Origin of the sequence: Serinicoccus shuyuelongi (assembly GCF_045032955.1) — a bacterium.
GTDB lineage: Bacteria > Actinomycetota > Actinomycetes > Actinomycetales > Dermatophilaceae > Ornithinicoccus.
In genome coordinates this window covers 188,982-210,921 of the sequence record NZ_JBJFZU010000004.1, presented here as the reverse complement: position 1 = coordinate 210,921, position 21,940 = coordinate 188,982, and the positions used below count along the sequence as shown (strand labels likewise).

Annotated in this window: 17 protein-coding genes and 1 riboswitch; of the genes, 9 read left to right on the top strand and 8 right to left on the bottom strand. The window is 71.5% G+C overall.

Annotated elements, in window-relative coordinates; genetic code table 11:
• Positions 1–35: 35 nt before the first annotated feature.
• From ACI3EY_RS07305 to ACI3EY_RS07295, 3 genes are read right to left on the bottom strand one after another with little or no spacing between them, the layout of a single operon-like run.
• Entirely contained in the window at positions 36–458 is a 423-nt protein-coding gene (locus ACI3EY_RS07305; RefSeq protein WP_405039946.1) for a hypothetical protein, read from the bottom strand.
• Positions 459–476: 18 nt separating this feature from the next.
• Entirely contained in the window at positions 477–1,529 is a 1,053-nt protein-coding gene (locus ACI3EY_RS07300) for a ribonucleotide-diphosphate reductase subunit beta (protein ID WP_405039945.1), read from the bottom strand.
• Positions 1,530–1,565: 36 nt separating this feature from the next.
• On the bottom strand, positions 1,566–4,250 hold the full coding sequence (locus tag ACI3EY_RS07295; protein ID WP_405039944.1) for a ribonucleoside-diphosphate reductase subunit alpha: 2,685 nt from the start codon (positions 4,248–4,250) through the stop codon (positions 1,566–1,568).
• Between the two features lie 129 nt (positions 4,251–4,379).
• Positions 4,380–4,606: riboswitch (cobalamin riboswitch) on the bottom strand.
• Between the two features lie 149 nt (positions 4,607–4,755).
• Between ACI3EY_RS07295 and ACI3EY_RS07290 the strand changes: the two genes are divergently transcribed.
• The 4 genes from ACI3EY_RS07290 (at position 4,756) to ACI3EY_RS07275 (ending at position 11,379) form a co-directional block, all read left to right on the top strand.
• Positions 4,756–6,924, top strand: a complete 2,169-nt coding sequence (locus tag ACI3EY_RS07290; RefSeq protein ID WP_405039943.1) for an NAD(+) synthase — start codon at positions 4,756–4,758, stop codon at positions 6,922–6,924.
• Between the two features lie 174 nt (positions 6,925–7,098).
• Entirely contained in the window at positions 7,099–8,814 is a 1,716-nt protein-coding gene (cysI, locus tag ACI3EY_RS07285) for an assimilatory sulfite reductase (NADPH) hemoprotein subunit (RefSeq protein ID WP_405039942.1), read from the top strand.
• Positions 8,815–8,833: 19 nt separating this feature from the next.
• A complete protein-coding gene (locus ACI3EY_RS07280; RefSeq protein ID WP_405038124.1) occupies positions 8,834–9,574 on the top strand; it encodes a phosphoadenylyl-sulfate reductase in 741 nt (246 codons plus the stop codon).
• Positions 9,575–9,576: 2 nt separating this feature from the next.
• Positions 9,577–11,379, top strand: coding sequence for an assimilatory sulfite reductase (NADPH) flavoprotein subunit (locus tag ACI3EY_RS07275; RefSeq protein WP_405039941.1), 1,803 nt, complete (start codon positions 9,577–9,579; stop codon positions 11,377–11,379).
• 1 nt (position 11,380) lies between these two features.
• On the opposite strand, the gene ACI3EY_RS07270 is transcribed toward ACI3EY_RS07275, so the two are convergent.
• From ACI3EY_RS07270 to ACI3EY_RS07255, 4 genes are all read right to left on the bottom strand, one after another.
• The gene (locus tag ACI3EY_RS07270; protein ID WP_405039940.1) at positions 11,381–12,166 is read right to left on the bottom strand and encodes a glycerophosphodiester phosphodiesterase; all 786 of its coding nucleotides are present in this window, start codon (positions 12,164–12,166) and stop codon (positions 11,381–11,383) included.
• A 26-nt stretch (positions 12,167–12,192) separates the two neighbouring features.
• Positions 12,193–13,011, bottom strand: a complete 819-nt coding sequence (locus tag ACI3EY_RS07265; protein WP_405038127.1) for an HAD-IIA family hydrolase — start codon at positions 13,009–13,011, stop codon at positions 12,193–12,195.
• Positions 13,012–13,091: 80 nt separating this feature from the next.
• Positions 13,092–13,898, bottom strand: coding sequence for a spermidine synthase (locus ACI3EY_RS07260; protein WP_405039939.1), 807 nt, complete (start codon positions 13,896–13,898; stop codon positions 13,092–13,094).
• Between the two features lie 29 nt (positions 13,899–13,927).
• Complete coding sequence (locus ACI3EY_RS07255) at positions 13,928–15,457, bottom strand: helix-turn-helix domain-containing protein (protein ID WP_405038129.1); 1,530 nt, start codon at positions 15,455–15,457, stop codon at positions 13,928–13,930.
• Between the two features lie 169 nt (positions 15,458–15,626).
• Here ACI3EY_RS07255 and ACI3EY_RS07250 point away from each other — a divergent pair, with 169 nt between their 5' ends.
• From ACI3EY_RS07250 to hemE, 3 genes are all read left to right on the top strand, one after another.
• Positions 15,627–16,268, top strand: a complete 642-nt coding sequence (locus tag ACI3EY_RS07250; RefSeq protein ID WP_405039938.1) for a DUF3000 domain-containing protein — start codon at positions 15,627–15,629, stop codon at positions 16,266–16,268.
• Positions 16,269–16,308: 40 nt separating this feature from the next.
• Positions 16,309–17,553, top strand: coding sequence for a ribonuclease D (locus ACI3EY_RS07245; protein ID WP_405039937.1), 1,245 nt, complete (start codon positions 16,309–16,311; stop codon positions 17,551–17,553).
• Positions 17,554–17,636: 83 nt separating this feature from the next.
• On the top strand, positions 17,637–18,710 hold the full coding sequence (gene hemE, locus ACI3EY_RS07240) for a uroporphyrinogen decarboxylase (RefSeq protein ID WP_405038132.1): 1,074 nt from the start codon (positions 17,637–17,639) through the stop codon (positions 18,708–18,710).
• Here the strand turns inward: hemE and ACI3EY_RS07235 are convergent.
• Positions 18,699–19,649, bottom strand: coding sequence for a DUF4349 domain-containing protein (locus ACI3EY_RS07235; protein WP_405039936.1), 951 nt, complete (start codon positions 19,647–19,649; stop codon positions 18,699–18,701). The two genes, hemE and ACI3EY_RS07235, sit on opposite strands and share 12 nt — an antisense overlap.
• 154 nt (positions 19,650–19,803) lie before the next feature.
• Between ACI3EY_RS07235 and hemG the strand changes: the two genes are divergently transcribed.
• Complete coding sequence (hemG, locus tag ACI3EY_RS07230; protein ID WP_405039935.1) at positions 19,804–21,219, top strand: protoporphyrinogen oxidase; 1,416 nt, start codon at positions 19,804–19,806, stop codon at positions 21,217–21,219.
• A gap of 5 nt (positions 21,220–21,224) precedes the next feature.
• Positions 21,225–21,935 (top strand): hydrogen peroxide-dependent heme synthase, encoded by a 711-nt coding sequence (gene hemQ / locus ACI3EY_RS07225; protein WP_405039934.1) that lies wholly within the window; start codon positions 21,225–21,227, stop codon positions 21,933–21,935.
• Positions 21,936–21,940 lie beyond the last annotated feature (5 nt).

Below are 21,940 nucleotides of genomic sequence, written 5' to 3'. Positions count from 1 at the left end.
CGTCTCGAACTGCCCGACCGGGCGTCCCGAAGTGCCTATCCGGACGTCGCGGCGTGCACCCACCCGACCACGGCCCGCACCTGTGGGTCAGGGTCCGCCCCGAGCCGGTCGCGGAGCTCGACACCGGCCCGCTCGTGCACCGCGACCCACTGACGGACCGACGGGACCGGGTCCACCGCGAGCACCGCCAGCACAGCGTGGGGTGCCCAGGCGTTGCGCGCCAGCGCCACCCGCACGCATACCTCCTCGTCCTGCGCCAGGGTATGCAGCACCTCGGGCGGCGCGTGCGGGTGCGCCGCCGCGCTGGCCCGGATCCCCGGTCGGGGGTCGCGGGCAAGCGCAGCGACCCGGCGCCGCACCGACGCGGTCACCGGCGGTGAGCGGAAGGTCGACACCGGTGCGGTGTCTGCGGCTCCCAGCGCCAGCCGTCGCCGCTGCTCGTCCGTCAGGAAGGTCACGCAGGACATCGGCGGCCCTCAGGAGTCGGCGCGGGCGTTGACCTCGTAGGAGGTGTTGATCGACTCGAAGAAGTTCACCAGCTGCAGCGTGTCGTTCGCGGCCGCCATCCACTTCGCCGGGTTAGCCACGCCGTACTCCGGCTCGAAGCCCAGCTCCTCCAACCGGCGGTCGGCCAGGTAGCGGACGTAGGTGTTGATGTAGTCCGCGTTCAGGCCGAGGATGCCGTTCGGGAGCATGTCCCGGTTGTAGGCCTCCTCCATCTCGACGGCGTCCAGCACCATCTGCCGGATCTCGGCGGCGAACTCCGGCGTCGCGACGTCCGGGTTCTCCTCGAGCACGGTGAGGATGAGGTTGATCCCGAACTTCAGGTGCAGGCTCTCGTCCCGGACGATCCAGTCGATCAGCGAGCCGAAGTTGCGCAGCAGGTTCCGCTGCCGGAAGCTCAGCGCGACCATGAAGCCGGAGTAGAACCAGATCCCCTCCAGGATGACGTTGTAGGCGACCAGGTTCCGGACGAAGTCCTGCTTGCCCTCGGTCGTGCTGATGTCCAGCGTCTGCTCGGTCATCCGCCGGATGAAGGCGACCTCGAACTCCTCCTTGGCCGCCATCGACGGCACCTCGACGTGGCTGTTGTAGGCCTTCTCCCGGTCGATGGGGAAGGTCTCCAGCACGTACTCGAAGCTCATGCAGTGGTTGGCCTCCTCCCACATCTGCTTCGCCAGGTAGAGGTGGCACTCGGCGGCGTTCACATAGGGGTAGACGCCGAACGCGAGCGCCTTGTTGACGAGCAGCTCGTTGGGGTTGAAGTAGCTCATCAGGAAGGTCAGTGCGTGCCGCTCGTCGTCGCTCATCCGCTCGAAGTCGGCCAGGTCCTCACCCAGCTGCACCTCGTTCGGGAACCAGGTGTTGGCCACCGCCTGGTCGTAGAGCTCCATCGCCCAGGGGTAGGTGACGGGCTTGAGCAGCAGACCCTCCCGGATGCCGGTCCCGAGGATCCCGGTCGTCGTCGTGGTCGTGCTCTCGGTCGCGGTCCCGGTGTTGCTGGTGCTGACGGGTGTGTCGGTGGTCATCGGTGTACTTCTCTCAGACGGTCGGGAAGGGGGTGGTCACTGGCAGGAGTCGCACTGCAGGCGCTCCATCGGGTCGATCGGGCACGCCTGCCCGTCGACCTCGTCCACCAGGGGGAGCTCCTCGGCCTGCGGCGGGGGCTCGGGGGCGATCCGCTCCGGGGTATGCGTGGGGGCGGCGGTCGCGGTCGCCGCGCCGAACCCGCGTCGCACCGGTGCGCTCGTCGGGCTCGTCGGGCTCGTCGCAGCCTGAGATCCGGCTACCGCGCCGAACCCGCGTCGCGGTCCCGACGAGCCGGAGCCGACGGAGGACCCGCCGGAGGACGCGGCAGTGGAGGAGGACGCGGGCTGGGCCGCCTTGTTGACCTTGACCGTCGACTGCTCGGCGGTGTGCCGGGGCATCATGTGCAGGTAGTAGGTCGTCTTCACGCCCATCCGCCAGGCCGCGGAGTACAACTCCTGCATCCCACCGACGTCCCGGCTGGCCAGGTAGATGTTGCGGCTGATGGCCTGGTCGATCCACTTCTGCGCCCGGGCCGCCACGTGCAGGAAGGCGTACGGGGAGAGCTGGAAGCTGGTCCGGTAGATCTCCTGCAGGTCCGCGGGGGCACCCTCGACCTTGGACAGGTCGCCCTGGTGGCGCAGCAGGTCCTCGCGCAGGTCCTCCCAGAGGCCGCGCTCGGCCAGGTCGGCGACCAGGTTGCGGTTCACCTCGAGGAACTTGCCGGCGCTGGTGGCGCGGCTGAAGATCTGGCTGAACTGCGGGTCCAGGCCCGGGGTGGTGCCGGCCACCAGGCCGATGGAGGCGGTGGGGGCGATGGCCATCAGGGTGGAGTTGCGGATGCCACCGGCCACCTTCTCCCGCAGCACGTCCCAGTCCATCTCGCTGCGCCGGTCCACCTCCACGGTGAGCCCGCGGTCGGCCTCCAGCAGGTCCAGCGAGTCGACCGGGACCATCCCTTCGCTCCACCGCGAGCCGGCGAAGTTCGGGTAGGCCCCACGCTCGCGGGCCAGGTCCGCGCTGGCGTCGATCGCGTGCCACGAGACGAACTCGACCAGGGAGTCGATGAGGTCGTAGGCCTCGCTCGACTCGTAGGACAGGCCGAACCGCTCCACCACGTCGGTGAAGCCCATGACACCGAGACCCAGGGCCCGGTTGAGCTCGTTGGAACGCTCCGACTCCGGCACCGAGCTGATGGTGATGTCGATCAGGTTGTCCAGCTGGCGGACCGCGAGGCGGGCCGAGTGGGCCAGCCGGTCCCAGTCGATGGTGACCTCACCGGTGCTGTGCCGCCCGTGCACGTGCCGGGAGAGGTTGATCGAGGCCAGGTTGCAGACGGAGACGTTGTCCCGGTCCTGCGGCAGGGTGATCTCGGTGCACAGGTTGGAGGAGTGGATGGTCCCGGTGTTGTGGTTCAGCGCCCGGGTGTTCACCGAGTCCTTCCAGGTCAGCCACGGGTGGCTGGTGGTCTGCAGGGAGATGAGGATGGCCCGCCACTGCTCGCGGGCGCGCACCTTCTTGTGCCGCAGCCGACCGGCCCGTGCCTCGGTGACGTAGTGGGCATACCGGGCGGAGAAGGCGGCGCCGGTCAGCTCGACCAGGTCGGGGGTGGTGAGCGGGTCGAAGAGGTACCACTCATCGTCGGCCTGCACGCGCTTCATGAACTCGTCGCTGATCCAGACCGCGGTGTTGGCGGTGCGGGTGCGGCGGTAGGGGTCGCCGGAGTTCTGCCGCAGGTCCAGGAACTGGGCGAAGTCGAGGTGCCAGTTCTCCATGTAGAAGCACAGCGCACCGAACTTCTTGCCGCCCCGGCTGATCGCCCGCAGCGTGGAGTCGATGGTGTGCATGAACGGGATCGGACCGGTCGAGGTGGTGTTGTTGGACCGGATCGGGCTGCCCTCGCTGCGCAGCTTGCTGACCGACATGCCGATGCCGCCGGTGCCCTTGGTCAACCACATGACGTCGCGCACGCTCTTGCCGATGTGCTCGATGTCGTCCTCCATCTGCATCACGAAGCAGTTGGAGAGCTGGCTGTAGGCGGTGCCGGCGTTGACCAGGGTCGAGCCGGCCGCCAGGTACTCCAGCCGGGACATCGCGTCGTAGAACGCGAGCGCCGCCGCGGTCGGGTCCGCCTCGGTGAGCGAGAGGCCCATGGCGACGCGCATCCAGAAGAACTGCGGCGTCTCCAGGACGGTGCGCGCCGGGTCGGCGTCGTTGAGGGCATACCGGGTGCGCAGGGTCTGGGCGCCGATGTACCGCAGCAGGTCGTCCCGGGCGGGGTCCAGCGCGGTGGCGAGGGCGTCGAGGTCGAAGAGCTCGGCCAGCCGCGGGTCGAGCAGCCCGGAGCGGACGCCGCGGTGCACGAAGCCGGGGAAGTACTGGCGGTGCTTGGCCCGGATGACCTCAGGGTCGTCCTCGCCGAGCAGGTCGCGGGTGTCCCCGAAGACCGCCTTGTACATGGTCTTGACGAGCAGCCGGGCCGCGATCATGTCGTAGGCCGGGTCGTCCTTGACGTTCTGCAGCGCGACCTGGATCACGGACTGGTCCAGCTGCTCGCTGGTGATGCCGTCGAAGAGGGTGATCTCCAGCTCGGACTGCAGCTGGGTGCTGCGCAGGACGGCGTCGTCCAACCCCCGGGCCGCGCTCTCGATCGACCGCGCGATCTCCGCGCCGTCGTAGTCCGCGCGGCTCCCGTCGCGCTTGATGACAGTGGTGCTGACCATCGGCTCACCCCTCGTGAACTCGAACTGCTCGTCGCAGCTCGGGACCAGGGGACTGACGGGGGGAGCGTGGCGGGTATGCCGTCGCCGGGCCCCAGACCTTCCCACGAGGTCACGAGCCACGGATGCCTTCTGGACACCCGTGCACTGGCAGGTCTTCGGACTCACGGGCCGGCCGAGATCCCTCCCGGCTTCCTACTGGTCGCGGCTTCCCACACCCGGGGGTGCAGTGCCGTGGTGCGACGGTCGTTCCCGTTCACCGCTGCGGGGCAGTCCCGGGTTCTCACCGGGTTCCCTCTTACGACGACCACCACGACCCGAGGGTCGCACCGGCCGAACCAGCTGCGTGACCCACTATATACATGCGAATGACACGGATGTAACCCCACATCTAGTAGATCCCATCGAGCGCCGCCCGTGGTTGCTCTCAGTCCCACCGGACGTCGCGAATGGTTGCCCTCACCTCGACCGAGCGTCGCCGATGGTGGCCTCCTGACACACTGGCCCCGTGGACTTCTTCAGCGCCTACGACCAGGGGTTCGCCCGCGTCGCCACCTGCACCCTCCCGGTGGCGATCGCCGACCCGGCCACCAACCTCGCCCGCACCCTGGACCAGGTGCGCGAGTGCGACGGCGAGGGCGTCGCGGTCGCGATCTTCCCCGAGCTGGGGATCACCGGGTATGCCCTGGACGACCTGCTCCTGCAGGACGCCGTCCTCGACGCCACCGAGCAGGCGCTGTGGGACCTGGCCACGGCCAGCGCGGAGCTCAGCCCGCTCATCGTGGTCGGTGCGCCGCTGCGCCACCGCAACCGTGTCTACAACTGCGCGGTGGTGGTGCACCGGGGCGAGATCCTCGGGGTCGCGCCGAAGTCATACCTGCCCAACTACCGCGAGTTCTACGAGAAGAGGCACTTCGCGCCGGGGGTCGGCACCGACGGCCAGACGATCCGGCTCCGGCGGCCCGAGGCAACCACGGGCGACGCCCGGTCGGGCCAGGGGCAACCATTCGCGACGCCCGGTGGGGCTGAGGGCAACCATTCGCGACGCTCGGTGGGGGAGGTGGGGGGGATGGAGCAGCGGAACGACGTGGTGGACGTCCCGTTCGGCCCCGACCTCCTCTTCCGGGTTACCGACGTCCCGGGGCTGGTGCTGCACGTCGAGGTCTGCGAGGACCTGTGGGTGCCGGTGCCGCCCTCGGCCGAGGCGACGCTGGCCGGTGCCACCCTGGTGGCCAACCTCTCCGGCAGCCCGATCACGGTGGGCCGGTCGGCGGAGCGGCACGCGCTGTGCGCCGGGGCGAGCTCGCGGATGTTGTGCGCCTACGCCTACGCGGCCGCGGGGGAGGGGGAGTCCTCGACCGACCTGTCCTGGGACGGGCAGACGATGATCCACGAGCTGGGTCGGCTGCTGGTGGAGTCGGAGCGTTTCGCCCAGGGGGCGCACCGGGCGGTCGCCGACGTGGACCTGATGCGGATCCGGGCGGACCGGGCCCGGCAGGGCTCCTTCGACGACAACGCGCTGGCGCTGGCCGACCGGGTGGGCAGGTTCCGCACCGTCGAGCTGACCCTGGACCCGCCGCGCACCGACATCGGCCTGCGCCGGGTGGTCGACCGGTTCCCGTTCGTCCCGGACGACCCCGAGCTGCTGGCCCAGGACTGCTACGAGACCTTCAGCATCCAGGTGAGCGCCCTCAACCAGCGGCTCGCGCAGATCGGTGACCCGAAGGTCGTCATCGGCATCTCCGGCGGGCTCGACTCGACGCACGCGCTGCTGGTGGCGGCCCGCGCGATGGACCGGGCGGGGCGGCCGCGCACCGACATCCTGGCCTTCACCCTGCCCGGGTTCGCGACCAGCGACCACACCAAGGGCAACGCCGTCGAGCTGGCCGCCTCGCTGGGCGTCACCTTCCAGGAGGTGGACATCACGCCGATGGCCCGGCAGATGCTGCACGACCTGGACCACCCGTTCGCCGACGGTGAGCCGCTCTACGACGTCACCTTCGAGAACGTCCAGGCCGGCCTGCGCACCGACTTCCTCTTCCGCGCGGCGAACCAGCGCGGCGGCATCGTGCTCGGCACCGGTGACCTGTCCGAGCTGGCGCTGGGCTGGTGCACCTACGGGGTCGGCGACCAGATGTCGCACTACACGGTGAACTCCGGGCTGGCCAAGACGCTGATCCAGCACGTCATCCGCTGGGTCGTCGGCGAGGGCCTCTTCGACGGGCGCGCCGGCCGGGTGCTGACCTCCATCCTGGACACCGAGATCACCCCCGAGCTGGTCCCGGCGGGGGAAGACGGGCAGGTGCAGTCCACCCAGGACAAGATCGGGCCCTACGAGCTCCAGGACTTTACCCTGCACCACGTGATCCGGTTCGGTATGCCGCCCAGCCGGGTCGCGTTCCTGGCCTGGCACGCGTGGCACGACGCGGACCGGGGCCCCTGGCCCCCCGGCTTCCCGGAAGAAGGGCGCAACGCCTACGACCTGGCCACCATCCGCCGGTGGCTGGAGCTGTTCCTGCAGCGCTTCTTCGCCTTCTCGCAGTTCAAGAGGTCGGCGCTGCCGAACGGGCCCAAGGTCTCCTCCGGCGGTGCGCTGTCCCCGCGCGGTGACTGGCGTGCCCCCTCGGACGCGAACGCCCGGGTCTGGCTGGCCGAGCTGGAGGCCAACGTCCCCTGACAGGGCCCGGCGGGCGGGTGCGCCCGGGACGCCGTGGGACGCAGTGTGGCCTATGTCATACCCATGCCGTGGAATAGGGGAAACCATAATGATCGCTTACCCTGGCGCAGGCACGTCAGCACCACGGTGCCCGCCGCGACGACCACCACGACCCGAGCGAAAGTCACGCACGCCATGCCCCAGAGCCAGCAGGACGGCCCGCTGATCGTCGACGGTCAGCTGTCCGACAACGAGCGCCTGAAGCGGGAGAGCAACTACCTGCGCGGGACGATCGCCGAGGACCTGCAGGACCAGATCACCGGCGGCTTCGGCCCGGACAACTTCCAGCTGATCCGCTTCCACGGGATGTACCAGCAGGACGACCGGGACATCCGCGCCGAGCGCGCCCAGCAGAAGCTCGAGCCGCTCATCAACGTCATGGTCCGGGCCCGCGTGCCCGGCGGGGTGATGACCCCCGAGCAGTGGCTGGCCGTCGAGGACTGGGCCGAGAAGCACACGCTCTACGGCTCGGTCCGGCTGACGACCCGCCAGACCTTCCAGTTCCACGGGGTGTTCAAGCCGGACATCAAGGACACCCACCAGGCGATCAACGCCGTCGGGATCGACTCCATCGCCACCGCCGGCGACGTCAACCGCAACGTGCTCTGCTCCAGCAACCCGCTGGAGTCGCAGCTGCACGCCGAGGTCCACGAGTGGTCCACCCGGATCTCCGAGCACCTGCTGCCGCGGACCAAGGCCTACGTGGAGATCTTCCTCGACCACGAGCTGGCCCGCACCACCCAGGAGCCGGTGCTGGGCGAGACCTACCTGCCGCGCAAGTTCAAGACGACGGTGTCCCTGCCGCCCGACAACGAGGTCGACGTCAACGCCAACGACCTCAACTTCGTGGGGATCGTCGAGGACGGCGAGCTCGTGGGCTGGAACGTCCTCGTCGGCGGCGGGCTCGCGATGACCCACGGCGACACCAGCACCTACCCCCGGACGGCGGACGACTTCGGGTTCATCCCGCTGGAGGACACCCTGGCCGTGGCCGAGCACGTCGTCACCGTGCAGCGCGACTGGGGCAACCGGGTCAACCGCAAGAACGCCAAGACGAAGTACACCCTGGACCGGGTCGGCTCCGACGTCTTCAAGGCCGAGGTCGAGCGTCGCGCGGGCGCGACCTTCGAGCCCTCCCGTCCCTACGCCTTCACCTCGAGGGGCGACCGGTTCGGCTGGGTCAAGGGGCAGGACGGCACCTGGCACCTCACCCTGTTCATCCTCAACGGGCGCATCCGCGACGAGGAGGACAGGCCGATCAAGACCGGGCTGCGCAAGATCGCCGAGGTCCACCGGGGCCACTTCCGGCTGACCGCCAACCAGAACCTCGTCGTCGCGGCGGTGCCGGCCGCGCAGAAGCGCACGATCGAAAAGATCGCCCGCGAGCACGGCCTCATCGACGAGGCCACGACCTCGCAGCTGCGCAACTCCATGGCCTGCGTGTCCTTCCCCACCTGCCCGCTGGCGATGGCCGAGTCCGAGCGCTTCCTGCCCGGCTTCGTGGCCCAGGTCGAGCAGCTGCTCGTCAAGCACGGGATTCCGGACGAGCACATCGTGCTCCGGGTCGCCGGCTGCCCCAACGGCTGCTCGCGCGCGATGCTCGCCGAGGTCGGGCTCGTCGGCAAGGGCCCCGGGAAGTACAACCTCCACCTCGGCGGGGACCGCATCGGCACCCGGGTGCCGAAGCTCTACCGGGAGAACGTCAGCCCCGAGGTGATCCTCGAGGAGCTGGACCACCTCATCGGCGCCTGGGTCGCCGGCCGCGAGGACGGCGAGGGCTTCGGCGACTTCCTCATCCGCACCGGGGTCGTGGCCAAGGTCACGGTCTCCGCCACCGACTTCTACGCATGACCAGCCGAGAGGACACCCCATGAGCGCTCTCGCCCGCAACGACGGCGTCTGCACCACGCTCCCGCTGCTGCCGCACGACCTCGAGGCCGCCGCGTCCGGGCTCGAGGACCGCAGCGCGCAGGACCGCATCGACTGGGCCCTGCAGCACCTGCCCGGAGGGTATGCCGTGACCTCCAGCTTCGGCGTCCAGTCGGCCGTCATGCTGCACCTGATGACGCGGACCGTGCCGGACCTGCCGGTGCTGCTCTTCGACACCGGCTACCTCTTCCCGGAGACGTACCGCTTCATCGACGAGCTCACCGACCGTCTGGGTCTCAACCTGCACGTCTACCGCTCCGAGCTCTCCCCGGCCTGGCAGGAGGCCAGGTTCGGCCGGCTCTGGGAGCACGGCGCCGAGGGCATCACCGAGTACAACCGGATCAACAAGGTCGAGCCGATGCAGCGCGCGATGAACGAGCTCGGGATCAGCACCTGGTTCAGCGGGCTGCGCCGTGAGCAGTCCACCGGTCGCGCGGACCGGCAGCCGGTGGAGAAGCAGAACGGCAGGGTCAAGGTCCACCCCATCGTCGACTGGAGCAACCGCGACGTGCACCGCTACCTCACCGAGCACGACCTGCCCTACCACCCGCTCTTCCACGAGGGCTACGTCAGCATCGGCGACACGCACACCACCCGGCGCCCCGGAGACGACCTGGACGCCGAGGGCTCGCGCTTCTTCGGCCTCGTCCGTGAGTGCGGCCTGCACGTGGAGCAGGGGTGAGCATGACGACCACCACGTCCCAGCTGCTGGAGACCGCCAGCCCGCTGTCGCCCGAGCAGCACCAGCGCTTCGTCGAGCTGGCCTCCACGCTGACGCCCCTGCAGAAGGTCTGGCTGAGCGGCTACCTCGCCGGCAGCACCGAGGGGGCCCAGCTGCCCGGTCCCACCGCCACGTCGTCGACCGAGGGGGCCACCCTCACCGTCCTCTACGGCTCGCAGACCGGCAACGCCAAGCACGTGGCGAACGACCTCGCCGAGGCCGCCCGGGCCCGCGGCCTCACCGTGTCCGTCACCGACATGGCCGATTACAAGCCCACCCAGCTCAAGTCGGAGACGTTCCTCACGGTCGTCGTCTCCACCCATGGCGAGGGCGACCCGCCGGAGAGCGCCGAGAAGCTGCACCGCTTCCTGGCCTCGAAGAAGGCCCCGGACCTGTCCGGCACCCAGGTGACCGTCCTGGGACTGGGCGACTCCAGCTACGAGTTCTACTGCCAGGCGGCCGTCGACTTCGAGGACCGGCTGCGTGCCCTCGGCGCGAGCGTCGTCGCCGAGCGCCTGCTGCTGGACGTGGACCACGAGGACCACGTGGCCGGGTGGGTGGAGGCGACCCTGGACGTCTTCGAGCCCGAGCTGAACGCCGTCACCCCCGCCGGCGGCACCGTGGTCCAGATGCCCGGGCTCGCGGCGGCACCGACGGCATACTCGCGCCGCAGCCCGTTCCTCGCCGAGATCGGTGAGGTGCAGAAGATCACCGGGCGGATGAGCACCAAGGACGTGCGGCACGTCGAGATCTCGCTGGAGGGGTCGGGGCTGACCTACCGGCCCGGCGACTCCCTCGGGGTGTTCTTCCGCAACGACCCGGAGGCCGTCGACGCCCTGCTCGAGGTCCTGGGCCTGGACGGGACCGAGGAGGTCACCCTCGGCGAGAGCACCGAAGCCCTGCGCGAGGTGCTGCTCGAGGACCTGGAGCTCACCCAGTCCTACCCCGGCTTCGTGCAGCGGTATGCCGAGGCGGCCGCCCTCCCGACCCTGGCGGAGCTGGCGCAGGACAAGGCGGCGCTGCGCACCTTCCTGGAGGAGCGCCAGATCTACGACATCGTGCACGAGCACCCCGCCCGGCTCGGGGCGCAGCAGCTCGTCGACGCCCTGCGCAAGATGCAGCCGCGGCTGTACTCGATCGCCTCCAGCCAGCAGGAGGTGGAGGACGAGGTGCACCTCACGGTCGGCGTCGTCGAGTGGCAGGGCTTCGGCCGGGACCACCTGGGCGGGTGCTCGGGGCACGTGCGTCGCTCCCAGGAGGGGGACCGGGTCAAGGTCTACGTCGAGGCCGGGGACCACTTCCGGCTGCCGCAGGACCCGTCGGTGCCGGTCATCATGGTCGGTCCGGGGACCGGCATCGCGCCCTTCCGCGCCTTCCTCCAGGAGCGGGACGCGCTCGGTGCGGACGGCGACAACTGGCTGATCTTCGGCAACCCGCACTTCACCCAGGACTTCCTCTACCAGGTCGAGATGCAGGGCTACCTGAAGTCCGGGCTGCTGACCCGGATGGACGTCGCCTTCAGCCGGGACCAGGCCGAGAAGGTCTACGTCCAGCACCGGATCACCCAGCACGGCCGTGAGGTCTTCGACTGGCTGGAACGCGGTGCGCACCTCTACGTCTGCGGGGACGCCACCCGGATGGCCAAGGACGTGCACGCCGCCCTGGTCGAGGTCGTCGCCGAGCACGGCCGGATGGACGCCGACGCGGCCGAGGACTACCTGTCCGCGCTGCGCGACGGCAAGCGCTACCAGCGCGACACCTACTAGGTCAGGGGAACCACTGACCGCGCTGGACGAGCACGTCCTTGAGCACGTCCGCGCGGTCGGTCATGATCCCGTCCACCCCGAGGTCCAGCAGCCGGTGCATCTCCTGCGGGTCGTCGATGGTCCACACGTGCACGAACTTGCCGATCTCGTGCGCCGCCGCGACCGACGTGGCGCTGACGATCTCGATGCCGTACTGCTCCGGCGGCACCTGCATCCCGTCCACCCCGCGCAGGGCCCGGGCGCCCACCGAGGCCCGGACCAGCGGCGGGAGCTGCGCCGCGGCACGGAAGGAGGCCACCGCCCGCTGACCCGCGGAGGTGGCGACCGGCCGGGTGAGACGCATCAGCGCGGCCCGGCGGCGGGGGTCGGAGAAGCTGGCCACGCAGACCCGGTCGTGCGCCCGGGTGCGCTCGATGGCCCGCACCAGCGGCAGCACCGCCCCGGGGGTCTTGATGTCGATGTTCACCCGCAGCTCGGGCCACGACCCCAGCAGGTCCTCCAGCTGGGGCACCGGCTCCTGCCCGGCGATCCGGGCCCGGGAGACGTCCCGCCAGGACATCTCGGGGACCACGCCGTGCGCGTCGGTGACCCGGTCCAGCGTCTCGTCGTGCAGGGCGACGACGACCCCGTCCCGGGTGGCGTGCACGTCGGTCTCGACGTACCGGTAGCCCAGCTCGACCGCCGCCTGGAAGGCCGCCATCGAGTTCTCCAGACCGGCGCCGCCGCGGTCGAAACCGCGGTGGGCCATCGGGATCGGGCCGGGGTGGTCCAGGTATGCCGTGCGCACGTCCTGAGCGTACTGGCTGGGAGCCCCTACACCTCGGTCGTCGGGGGCTCGATCACGGACGTGATGGGCTCCTGCGGGACGAGCTCGTGCACGCCCTCGAGGATCTCGTCCGGTCGGAACGGGTAGGTCGACAGGCTCGCGCGGTCGCTGATGCCGGTCATCACCAGCACGGTGTGCAGCCCGGCCTCCATGCCGGCGATGATGTCGGTGTCCATCCGGTCGCCGATCATGCCGGTGGTCTCGCTGTGCGCGCCGATCTTGTTCAGCGCGGACCGGAACATCATCGGGTTCGGCTTGCCGACGATGTACGGCTCGCGGCCGGTGGCCTTGGTGACCAGGGCGCTGATCGCGCCGGTCGCCGGCAGCACGCCGTCCGCGCTGGGACCGGTGGCGTCCGGGTTGGTGGCGATGAAGCGGGCCCCGTTGCGGACCAGCCGGACCGCCGTGGTGATCGCCTCGAAGGAGTACTGCCGGGTCTCGCCGAGGACGACGAAGTCCGGCTCGTGCTCGGTCATCGTGAAGCCCGCCTCGTGCAGGGCGGTGATGATCCCGGCCTGACCGACCACGTACACCGAGCCGCCGGGCTTCTGGTCGGCCAGGAAGTCCGCCGTGGCCAGGGCGCTGGTCCAGATCCGGTGCTCGGGGACCGGCAGCCCGGAGGCGTGCAGGCGGGCGGCGAGGTCGCGCGCCGTGAACATGGAGTTGTTCGTCAGCACCAGGTAGGGGGTATGGGTGTCGTTCCAGTGGTCGATGAGCTCCCGCGCCCCCGGCAGCGGGTGGTTCTCGTGGACGAGCACGCCGTCCATGTCGGTGAGCCAGCAGTCGATGTCCTCGCGGGTACGCACACCGACCAGCGTAGTGCCGCTCCGTTGCGCAGCGTTGCGCCGTGATGACCGGCAGATGTCCGGCATACCTGGAGCAGCCCTCAGCGGAGCCCGAGCCGGCCGGTGTCCGGGGGAGCGGGGGAGGGCTCGCCCACCTCGCCGAACGGCTGGACGCCGGCCCGGCGCGCGGCGGCGGTGACCTCGGCGGCCGGGCGCCACCGGGTCGGGAAGGTGGCCCGGGCCGCGGTCCGGGTCAGGGTGACGTCGTCCAGCGGTGCCGAGGAGCAGACCAGCACCACGTTGCCGAAGCGCTTGCCCTTGTCGACCTCGCGCAGCACCAGCTGCCCGACGTGCGGGAGCTGGGTGTGCAGGGTCGCGCCGAGCCGTGCCACCCAGCGCAGCCCCGGCCGGTCGGCGGCGTTGACCAGCAGCAGCCCGCCCGGCGCGAGGACCCGGGCCAGCTCCCGCGCCCACGCCTGCCCGGCGAGCTCGCCGGGCACCTGTCCGTCCTGGAAGGCGTCCACCACGACCACCTCGGCGGAGTCGTCGCGCAGACCGGCCACCCCCTCCTGGCCGGTCTGCGGGCGCACCCGGATCCGGTGCCCGCGCGGGAGCGGCAGCTCCCGCCGGACCAGCTCGGTGAGGGCGGTGTCCGGCTCCAGCACGATCTGCGGTGACCCTGGGTGCCTCCGGTGGATCCAGCGGGCCAGCGTCATCCCGGCCCCGCCGACGTGGGTGGTCGCCAACGGTGCCGGGTCCGGGCGCAGGGCCTCCAGCACCGTGGCGAACTGCTCGACGTACTCGAAGACCAGCAGCTCCGGGTCGTCCAGGTCGACGTAGGACTGCGGGTGGCCGTCGAGCATGACGGTGGCGCCGCCGCGTTCGTCGCGGACGATCTCGGGCTGCACGACGATCGCGGGGTGCGGGGAGCGGGTGCTCAGATGTCGCGGAAGGTCTGGATCCCGGCGCCCAGGTTGTTCAGCCGGGTGGCCAGGTCCTCGTAGCCGCGGTTGATGACGTAGACGTTGCGCAGCACGGAGACCCCGGGCGCGGCCAGCATCGCCAGCAGGATGACCACGCCGGGGCGCAGCGCGGGCGGGCACATGATCTCCCCGGCGCGCCACTTGGTCGGTCCCTCGATCATCACCCGGTGCGGGTCCATCAGGTGCACCTTGGCGCCCAGAGTGGTGAGCTCGGTGAGGTAGATGGCGCGGTTCTCGTAGACCCAGTCGTGGATCAGCGTCGACCCCTGCGCGCAGGCCGCGATGATCGCGAAGAACGGCAGGTTGTCGATGTTGAGGCCGGGGAAGGGCAGCGGGTGGATCTTGTCCAGCGGCGCCTTCAGCGGACCGGGCTTGGTGGTCAGGTCCACCAGCCGGGTATGCCCGTTCGCGCTCGGGTACTCCGGCGTGAGGTCGCACTCGTAGCCCATCGTGTCCAGCACCGCGAGCTCGATCTCCATGAACTCGATCGGCACCCGGCGGATGGTGATCTCGCTGCCGGTGACCACCGCGGCCGCGAGCAGGCTCATCGCCTCGATCGGGTCTTCCGAGGGCGCGTACTCGATGTCGGTGTCGATCTCGGCGACCCCGGTGACCTTGAGGGTGGTCGTCCCGAGGCCCTCGATCTTCACCCCGAGCTGCTGCAGGAAGACGCACAGGTCCTGGACCATGTAGTTGGACGAGGCGTTGCGGATGATGGTGGTGCCGGTATGCCGCGCGGCGGCCAGCAGCACGTTCTCGGTGACCGTGTCGCCACGCTCGGTGAGCACGATCGGCTTGCTCGGGCCGGACCCCACCTCGACGGCGGCCTTGTAGCTGCCCGTGGTCGCGGTGACCTCCAGGCCGAAGTGGCGCAGCGCGATCATGTGCGGCTCCACGGTGCGGGTGCCGAGGTCGCAGCCACCGGCATACGGCAGCTCGAAGGTGTCGAACTCGTGCAGCAGCGGGCCCAGGAACATGATGATGGTCCGGGTACGGCGGGCCGCGGCCTCGTCGATGGAGCCGAGGTCGATCTTCTCCGGCGGCACGATCTCCAGGTCGGAGGAGTCCGGCAGCCAGCGGATCTTGAAGCCGATGCTGGTCAGCACCTCGGTGATCCGGTTGACCTCCTCGATCCGCGCCAGGTTGCGCAGCGTGGTGCGGCCCTTGTTGAGCAGCGAGGCGCACAGCAGCGCGACGGCGGCGTTCTTGGACGTGCGCACGTCGATCTCGCCGGAGAGCTTGACGCCACCGGTGATGCGCAGGTTCTGCGGGACGCCGGAGGAGACCTGGACGATCTCGGAGTCGAGCTTCTCGCCGATCCGGGCGATCATCTCCAGGGACAGGTTCTGCTTGCCCTGCTCGATCCGCGCCACGGCGCTCTGGCTGGTGCTCAGCAGCTCTGCGAGCTGGGCCTGGGTCAGTTCCTTGTGTCGGCGGGCGTCACGGATGAGCCCGCCGATGCGGGAGAGGTAGCTCTCGGTCATCCGTCCACTGTAGATCACATATATGAGATAAATCTGAGGACGGGGTGGCCCGCCTCCAGCGTGACACACCTCGTGCACGACCTCGACCGGAGCCGACACCGGCTCCTTCCAGGAACCCCCGGCGTTGCGGTGCTGGTCTGCCGGGGTGGTGCGACCTAGGCTGATGGACGTGGTAAGCCGGATCTCCGACCAGCGCCCGCGGCGCAGCCCTGCGGGTGGCGCCGTCGCGCCCGAGGCGGGGCTCTTCGCGCTCGCCCTGGAGGGGATCCGGGCCGCGCAGGTGCGCCCCGAGATGATCCTCGAGGAGGTGCCGGCCCCGACCCGGCTGGCCCCGCACGCGGTGGCCCTCTCCGGTGAGGTGGTGCCCTCGCACCAGTCCGACGACGACCCGATCGCCACCGGCCGGTTCGTGGTGCTGCACGACCCCGAGGGGCCCGAGCCCTGGGAGGGCACGTGGCGCGCGGTCACCTACGCCAAGGCGCAGATGGAGCCCGAGGTGGGCCACGACCCGCTCGCCGGGCAGGCCGGGTGGTCCTGGCTCACCGATGCGCTGGAGCTGGCCGAGCTCGGCTGGGCGGCTCCGGCCGGCACCGTGACCTGCGTGACCTCGGAGAGCTTCGGGGCGCTCTCGGAGCGCGAGCCCTCGGTCGAGCTGGAGATCCGCGCCTCCTGGACCCCGGTCCTGACCCCCGGCGACGAGCCGCGCGAGCTCGCCGCCCATCTCGGCGCCTGGGCCGACCTGCTCTGCACGCTGGCCGGTCTTCCCCCGCTGCCCGACGGCGTGGTGGCGCTCTCCGGTGTCCGACGCTGACATGGGCACGGGTCCCGACCAGCACCCTGCGCCGCCGACGGTGGACGACCCCTCCGCCGACTTCGAACGCCTGGAGGTGCCCGACGAGGGGGTCCCTGCCGTCGTCGACACCCCCGAGGCGCTGGCCGACTGCCTGGCGGCGCTGCGGTCCGGGCGGGGGCCGGTGGCCGTGGACGCCGAACGCGCCTCGGGCTACCGCTACGGGCAGCGTGCCTACCTCATCCAGCTGCGCCGCGAGGGTGCCGGGACCTGGCTGGTCGACCCGGTGCCGTTCGAGGGGCTGACCGACCTCGACGAGGTGCTGGCCGGGACCGAGTGGGTGCTGCACGCCGCGACCCAGGACATCCCGTGCCTCGTCGAGGTCGGGATGCGCCCGCGTGCGCTCTTCGACACCGAGCTGGGCGCCCGCCTGGCGGGTCTGCCACGGGTCGGGCTGTCCGCCGTCCTCGAGTACTACCTGGGCATCACGCTGGCCAAGGAGCACTCGGCCGTGGACTGGTCCACCCGGCCGCTCCCGGAGCCGTGGCTGCGGTATGCCGCGCTGGACGTGGAGCTCCTGGTGGACCTGCGGGACCGGATGGAGCGCGACCTGCGCGAGCAGGGCAAGCTGGAGTGGGCGCAGCAGGAGTTCCACGCGCTCTGCTCCTTCACCGGCCCGCCCGGCAGCGACGACCCGGACGCCTGGAGGCGCACCTCCGGGATGCACCGGCTGCGCAGGCCCCGGTCGCTCGGAGCGCTGCGCGAGTTGTGGCTGGCCCGGGACGGCATCGCCCGCGAGCGGGACGTGTCCACCGGTCGGGTGCTCCCGGACGCCACCCTGGTCGACCTGGCCCAACGGATGCCCACCCAGGCCACCGGGCTGGCCTCCGAGCAGCAGGAACGCTCGCGCAGCCGGCAGCGCCGTGCCGAGCAGGGGCTGCTGCGGCACCAGAAGACGTGGCTGGCGGCGATACGCACCGCGGCCGAGATGCCGGAGGACGAGCTGCCGGAGCCGACCCGCCGCGGGGACGCGACGCCGCCGCCCCGGGCCTGGCCCGAGCGCGACCCGGACGCCGCCGACCGGCTGACCCTGGTCCGGGCTGAGCTGGCGGCGCTCTCCGAGCAGCTGGACATCCCGGTGGAGAACCTGATGACCCCTGACACGGTGCGCCGGGTGCTGTGGCGGCCTCCGGAGGACCGCAGCCTGGAGGGGGTGCTGGCGATGACCGCCGAGCTCGGGGCCCGCCCCTGGCAACGTGCCCTCGTCGGCCCGGTCCTCGTCGCCGCCCTGGACCGTCACCCCTGACCGACCGGGCGAGCGTTGTGTTCCGACCGGGCGAGCGTTCTGCTCCGACCGGGCGAGCATTGTGCACGTGGGAGAATCGGCACGTGAGCCCACAGCCTTCCGCGACGCCCGCCACCGACCCCAGCACATCCCCCGCCGACAGCGTGCTGGTGCGTGCCGCCCGCCGGCAGCCCGTCCCGCACACCCCGGTCTGGTTCATGCGGCAGGCCGGCCGTTCGTTGCCCGAGTACCGGGAGCTGCGCAAGGACGTCGCCATGCTCACCGCCTGCCGGACGCCCGAGCTGGTCACCGAGATCACCCTGCAGCCGGTGCGCCGGCACCGCACGGACGCCGCCATCTTCTTCAGCGACATCGTGGTGCCGCTGATGGCGGTGGGCGTCGACCTCGACATCGTGGCCGGCACCGGCCCGGTCATCGCCGAGCCGATCCGCACCCGTGCCGACCTCGACCGGTTGCCCGAGCTGACTCCCGAGCACGTCCCGGACATCACCGAGTCGGTCCGGCTGCTGGTCGCCGAGCTCGGCGCCACCCCGTTGATCGGGTTCGCCGGCGCGCCGTTCACGCTGGCCTCCTACCTGGTCGAGGGCGGCCCGTCGAAGAACCATGAGCGCACCAAGGCGCTGATGCACGGTGACCCCCAGCTGTGGAGCGACCTGTGCGCCCGGCTCGCGCAGATCTCGCTCACCTTCCTGCGGGTGCAGGCGGAGGCGGGGGCGAGCGCCGTCCAGCTCTTCGACTCCTGGGCGGGGCACCTGTCCCGGGCCGACTACCTGCGGCACGTCGAGCCGCACAGCCGCACCGTGCTGGAGGGGGTGGCCGATCTCGGTGTCCCCCGCATCCACTTCGGGGTCGGCACCGGCGAGCTGCTGCCGCAGATGGCGGACGCGGGCGCGGACGTCATCGGGGTGGACTACCGGGTCAGCCTCACCGACGCCCTGGCACGCACCGGCGGCCGGTATGCCCTGCAGGGCAACCTGGACCCCGCGCTGCTCTTCGCGCCCTGGGAGGCCCTGTCGGCCCGGGTGACCGAGATCGTCGAGGAGGGCCGGGCGGCGCCGGGCCACCTCTTCAACCTCGGTCACGGGGTGCTGCCCGACACCGACCCGGAGGTGCTGACCAGGGTGGTCGAGCTGGTGCACGAGGTCTCAGCGCGCTGACCGGCGGCGCCACCACAGGACCGGCAGCCCCAGCAGCGCGGCCAGCGCGAGGAAGGGCAGCAGGGCTCCGGTGGCGGTGAGGACGAGGCTCACCGAGCCGGTGAACGCGTCCCAGCCGCGCCCCAGGCCGGCGACGAAGCCGGTGTCCGGGCGGGTCTCGCCGAGGTCCTCGCCCTGCTGCGCCAGGTGCAGCGTGATGGTGGAGCGGGACACGTCCTCGGAGAGCACCTTCAGCCGCGCCTTGAGCGCGTCCAGGTCGGACTCCCGCTGCGCGAGCTCGCTCTCCAGGCTGGCGACCGCCTCCACCGAGGGGGCCTCGGCGACCAGCTCGCGCAGCCGCTCGGCACCGGCCTCCAGGGTGGCGACCCGTGCCTCGACGTCCCGGTACTCCGTGGTGACGTCCTGGGCGCTGCTCCGACTGGCCTGCACCTCGCCGAGCTCCTCGAGGCTGGTCACCGCCGCGTCCAGGTCCTCCGAGGGCACCCGCAGCACCATCGAGCCGTAGCCGCCGCGGGAACCGCCGGAGTCCGCCCCGACGTCGGACCCGCCGCCGGGGCGGACGTCCTCGCTGGAGACCCAGCCGCCGAGTCCCACCGCGGTGGCCCGGGCGCGGGTGACGGCCGCCCCGACGTCGTCGACCACGAGGTCCAGCTCGACGCTGCGCACCATCAGCGGCCCGGTCGTCTCCAGGGAGGCCGCGTCGACGGATCCCACGCCGGCGGCCTCGTCACCCGAGGAGCCGTCCTCGCCCCCACCGGCGTCCTCACCACCAGCGTCCTCAGCACCCATGTCCTCACCTGCGGAGCCGGAGTCGTCCGCCCCGGCGCTGTCCGCACCGGCACCCACCGACTCGGCCTGGTCCCCACCCCCGGTGTCGCTGCTGCACCCGGCCAGCACCAGCACCCCCGCCAGCATCCCGGCGATCATCCTCGTCCTCATGGTCCGTCCTCTCCCTCGACCGCGGGTCGTCCACGGTGACGGGGGTGCGACGGCGGGCACGGACCGGGACGTTCCGGGCCACCGGTCACGATCGCGTCACGATGCCGGACGGGCGGGCCGTCGGTGCCCGCCGCCAGGATGAGACGCTGGTGGGATGACATTCGCACTGGTCATCGGTGGCGGCATCAGCGGTCTCGCGGCCGCCGAGGCCCTCCTGGACGCGGACCCCACCCGGTCGGTGACCGTGCTCGAGGGGGCGGACCGGGTCGGCGGGAAGCTGCGCGGTGAGGACGTCGCCGGGCTGCGCGTCGACGTGGGTGCCGAGGCGGTGCTCGCCCGCCGCCCCGAGGCGGTCGACCTGATGCACCGGGCGGGGCTGAGCGATCTCCTGGTGCACCCGACCGCGGCCGGCGCCCAGGTCTGGAGCCGGGACGAGCTGCACCCGTTGCCGCGCCGGACCCTGATGGGCGTCCCCGCCGACCCGGGCGGGCTGCGCGGGCTCCTCACCGGCGACGAGGTCCGCCGGGCCGCTGCCGAGCGCCCCGACCCGCTGGAGTCCGACGACGTCTCGGTCGGTGACCTGGTCACCGACCGCCTGGGGCCGGCGGTGACGCAGCGGCTGCTGGAGCCCCTGCTCGGGGGCGTGTATGCCGGTCACGCCTCGCTGATCTCGGCGCGGGCCGCGTTGCCGGCGATGCTGACCGCCGCCCAGCAGGGGCGACGCCTGCAGGACGCCGCGGCGCAGCTGCTGCCGAACCCCGACGACGGCACCCAGACCCGGTCCGCCGCACCCGTCTTCGCCAGCCTGGCCGGCGGGTTGCACCTGCTGCCGGCACGCCTCGCCGAGGTGCTGGAAGGTCGTGGTGTGCGGGTCGTCACCGGCGCCCTGGCCCGCGAGCTGCGCCGGCTGCCCGACGGGGGCTTCGAGGTGGTGACCGGGCCCCGGCCCGCGCCGACGGCATACCGGGCCGACGAGGTGGTCCTCGCGCTGCCCGCGGCCCCGGCCGCCCGGCTGCTGGGCACCCTGGCCCCGGACGCGGCCCGGCTGCTGGGCCAGGTGGAGACGGCCTCAATGGCCGTGGTCACCTTCGCCTTCCGCAGCGCCGAGCTGGGGGAGATCCCCGGCTCCGGCTTCCTGGTGCCACCGGTCGAGGGTCGGGTCGCCAAGGCCGCCACCTTCAGCGCCAACAAGTGGGCCTGGGTGCGCGAGCTCGGTGCCGGCGACGGCCTCACCCTGCTGCGTGCGTCGGTCGGCCGGCACCGGGAGGAGGCGGCCCTGCAGCGCGACGACGACGAGCTGGCCCGGGCCTGCTTGGCCGACCTGGGGGACGCCCTCGCGCCGGTCCGCGGCAGCGCGTTGCCGACCCCGGTGACGCACCAGGTGCAGCGCTGGGGCGGGGCCCTGCCGCAGTATGCCGTCGGCCACCTCGACCTGGTCGCCGGCGTCCGCGCCGCCCTGGCGACGGTGCCCGGGCTGGCCGTGTGCGGCGCGGTCTACGACGGGGTGGGGGTGCCCGCCTGCATCGCCTCGGCCCGCCGGTCGGTCGCCGACCTGCACCCCGCACAATGAGAGGTATGGCTGACTTCACCCACCCCACGCAGGAGCAGGCCGAGGAGATCAACGCCTCGATCCGCTACGCCGCCTACTCGGTCTTCCGCGCCGCCGCGCCGTTGCCGGCCGACGCCCGGGCCGGGATGGTCGAGGAGGTCGAGACCCTGCTGTCCGAGCTGCAGGCCGATGGGCTGGTCGTCCGCGGCGTCTACGACGTGTCCGCGCTGCGGGCCGACGCCGACCTGCTCATCTGGTGGCACGCCGAGCACGTGGAGACCGTGCAGCGGGCATACCAGCGCTTCCGGCAGACCCACCTGGGCCAGCACCTGGAGCCCGTCTGGTCCAACGTCGGTCTGCACCGGCCCGCGGAGTTCAACCGTGGGCACGTGCCGGCGTTCATGTCCGGGAACGACCCGAAGCACTACCTCTGCGTCTACCCGTTCGTCCGCTCCTACGAGTGGTACCTGATGGACGAGACCGAGCGCCGCACCCTGCTGCGCGAGCACGGGGAGGCGGCCCGCGACTACAAGGACGTGCTGGCCAACACGATCAGCAGCTTCGCCCTCGGCGACTACGAGTGGCTGCTCGCGTTCGAGGCGGACGAGCTGCACCGGATCGTGGACCTCATGCGCGACCTGCGCGACACCCGCGCGCGGCTGCACGTCCGCGAGGAGGTGCCCTTCTTCACCGGGCCGCGGGTGAGCGTCCAGGAGCTGGTGGCCTCGCTGCCCTAGCCTGG

Coding starts and splice junctions, on each gene's coding strand:
- ACI3EY_RS07300 (WP_405039945.1), bottom strand. CDS start 1,529: ATGACCACCGACACACCCGTCAGCACCAGCAACACCGGGACCGCGACC.
- ACI3EY_RS07295 (WP_405039944.1), bottom strand. CDS start 4,250: ATGGTCAGCACCACTGTCATCAAGCGCGACGGGAGCCGCGCGGACTAC.
- cysI (WP_405039942.1), top strand. CDS start 7,099: ATGCCCCAGAGCCAGCAGGACGGCCCGCTGATCGTCGACGGTCAGCTG.
- ACI3EY_RS07280 (WP_405038124.1), top strand. CDS start 8,834: ATGAGCGCTCTCGCCCGCAACGACGGCGTCTGCACCACGCTCCCGCTG.
- ACI3EY_RS07275 (WP_405039941.1), top strand. CDS start 9,577: ATGACGACCACCACGTCCCAGCTGCTGGAGACCGCCAGCCCGCTGTCG.
- ACI3EY_RS07255 (WP_405038129.1), bottom strand. CDS start 15,457: ATGACCGAGAGCTACCTCTCCCGCATCGGCGGGCTCATCCGTGACGCC.
- ACI3EY_RS07235 (WP_405039936.1), bottom strand. CDS start 19,649: ATGAGGACGAGGATGATCGCCGGGATGCTGGCGGGGGTGCTGGTGCTG.
- hemG (WP_405039935.1), top strand. CDS start 19,804: ATGACATTCGCACTGGTCATCGGTGGCGGCATCAGCGGTCTCGCGGCC.
- hemQ (WP_405039934.1), top strand. CDS start 21,225: ATGGCTGACTTCACCCACCCCACGCAGGAGCAGGCCGAGGAGATCAAC.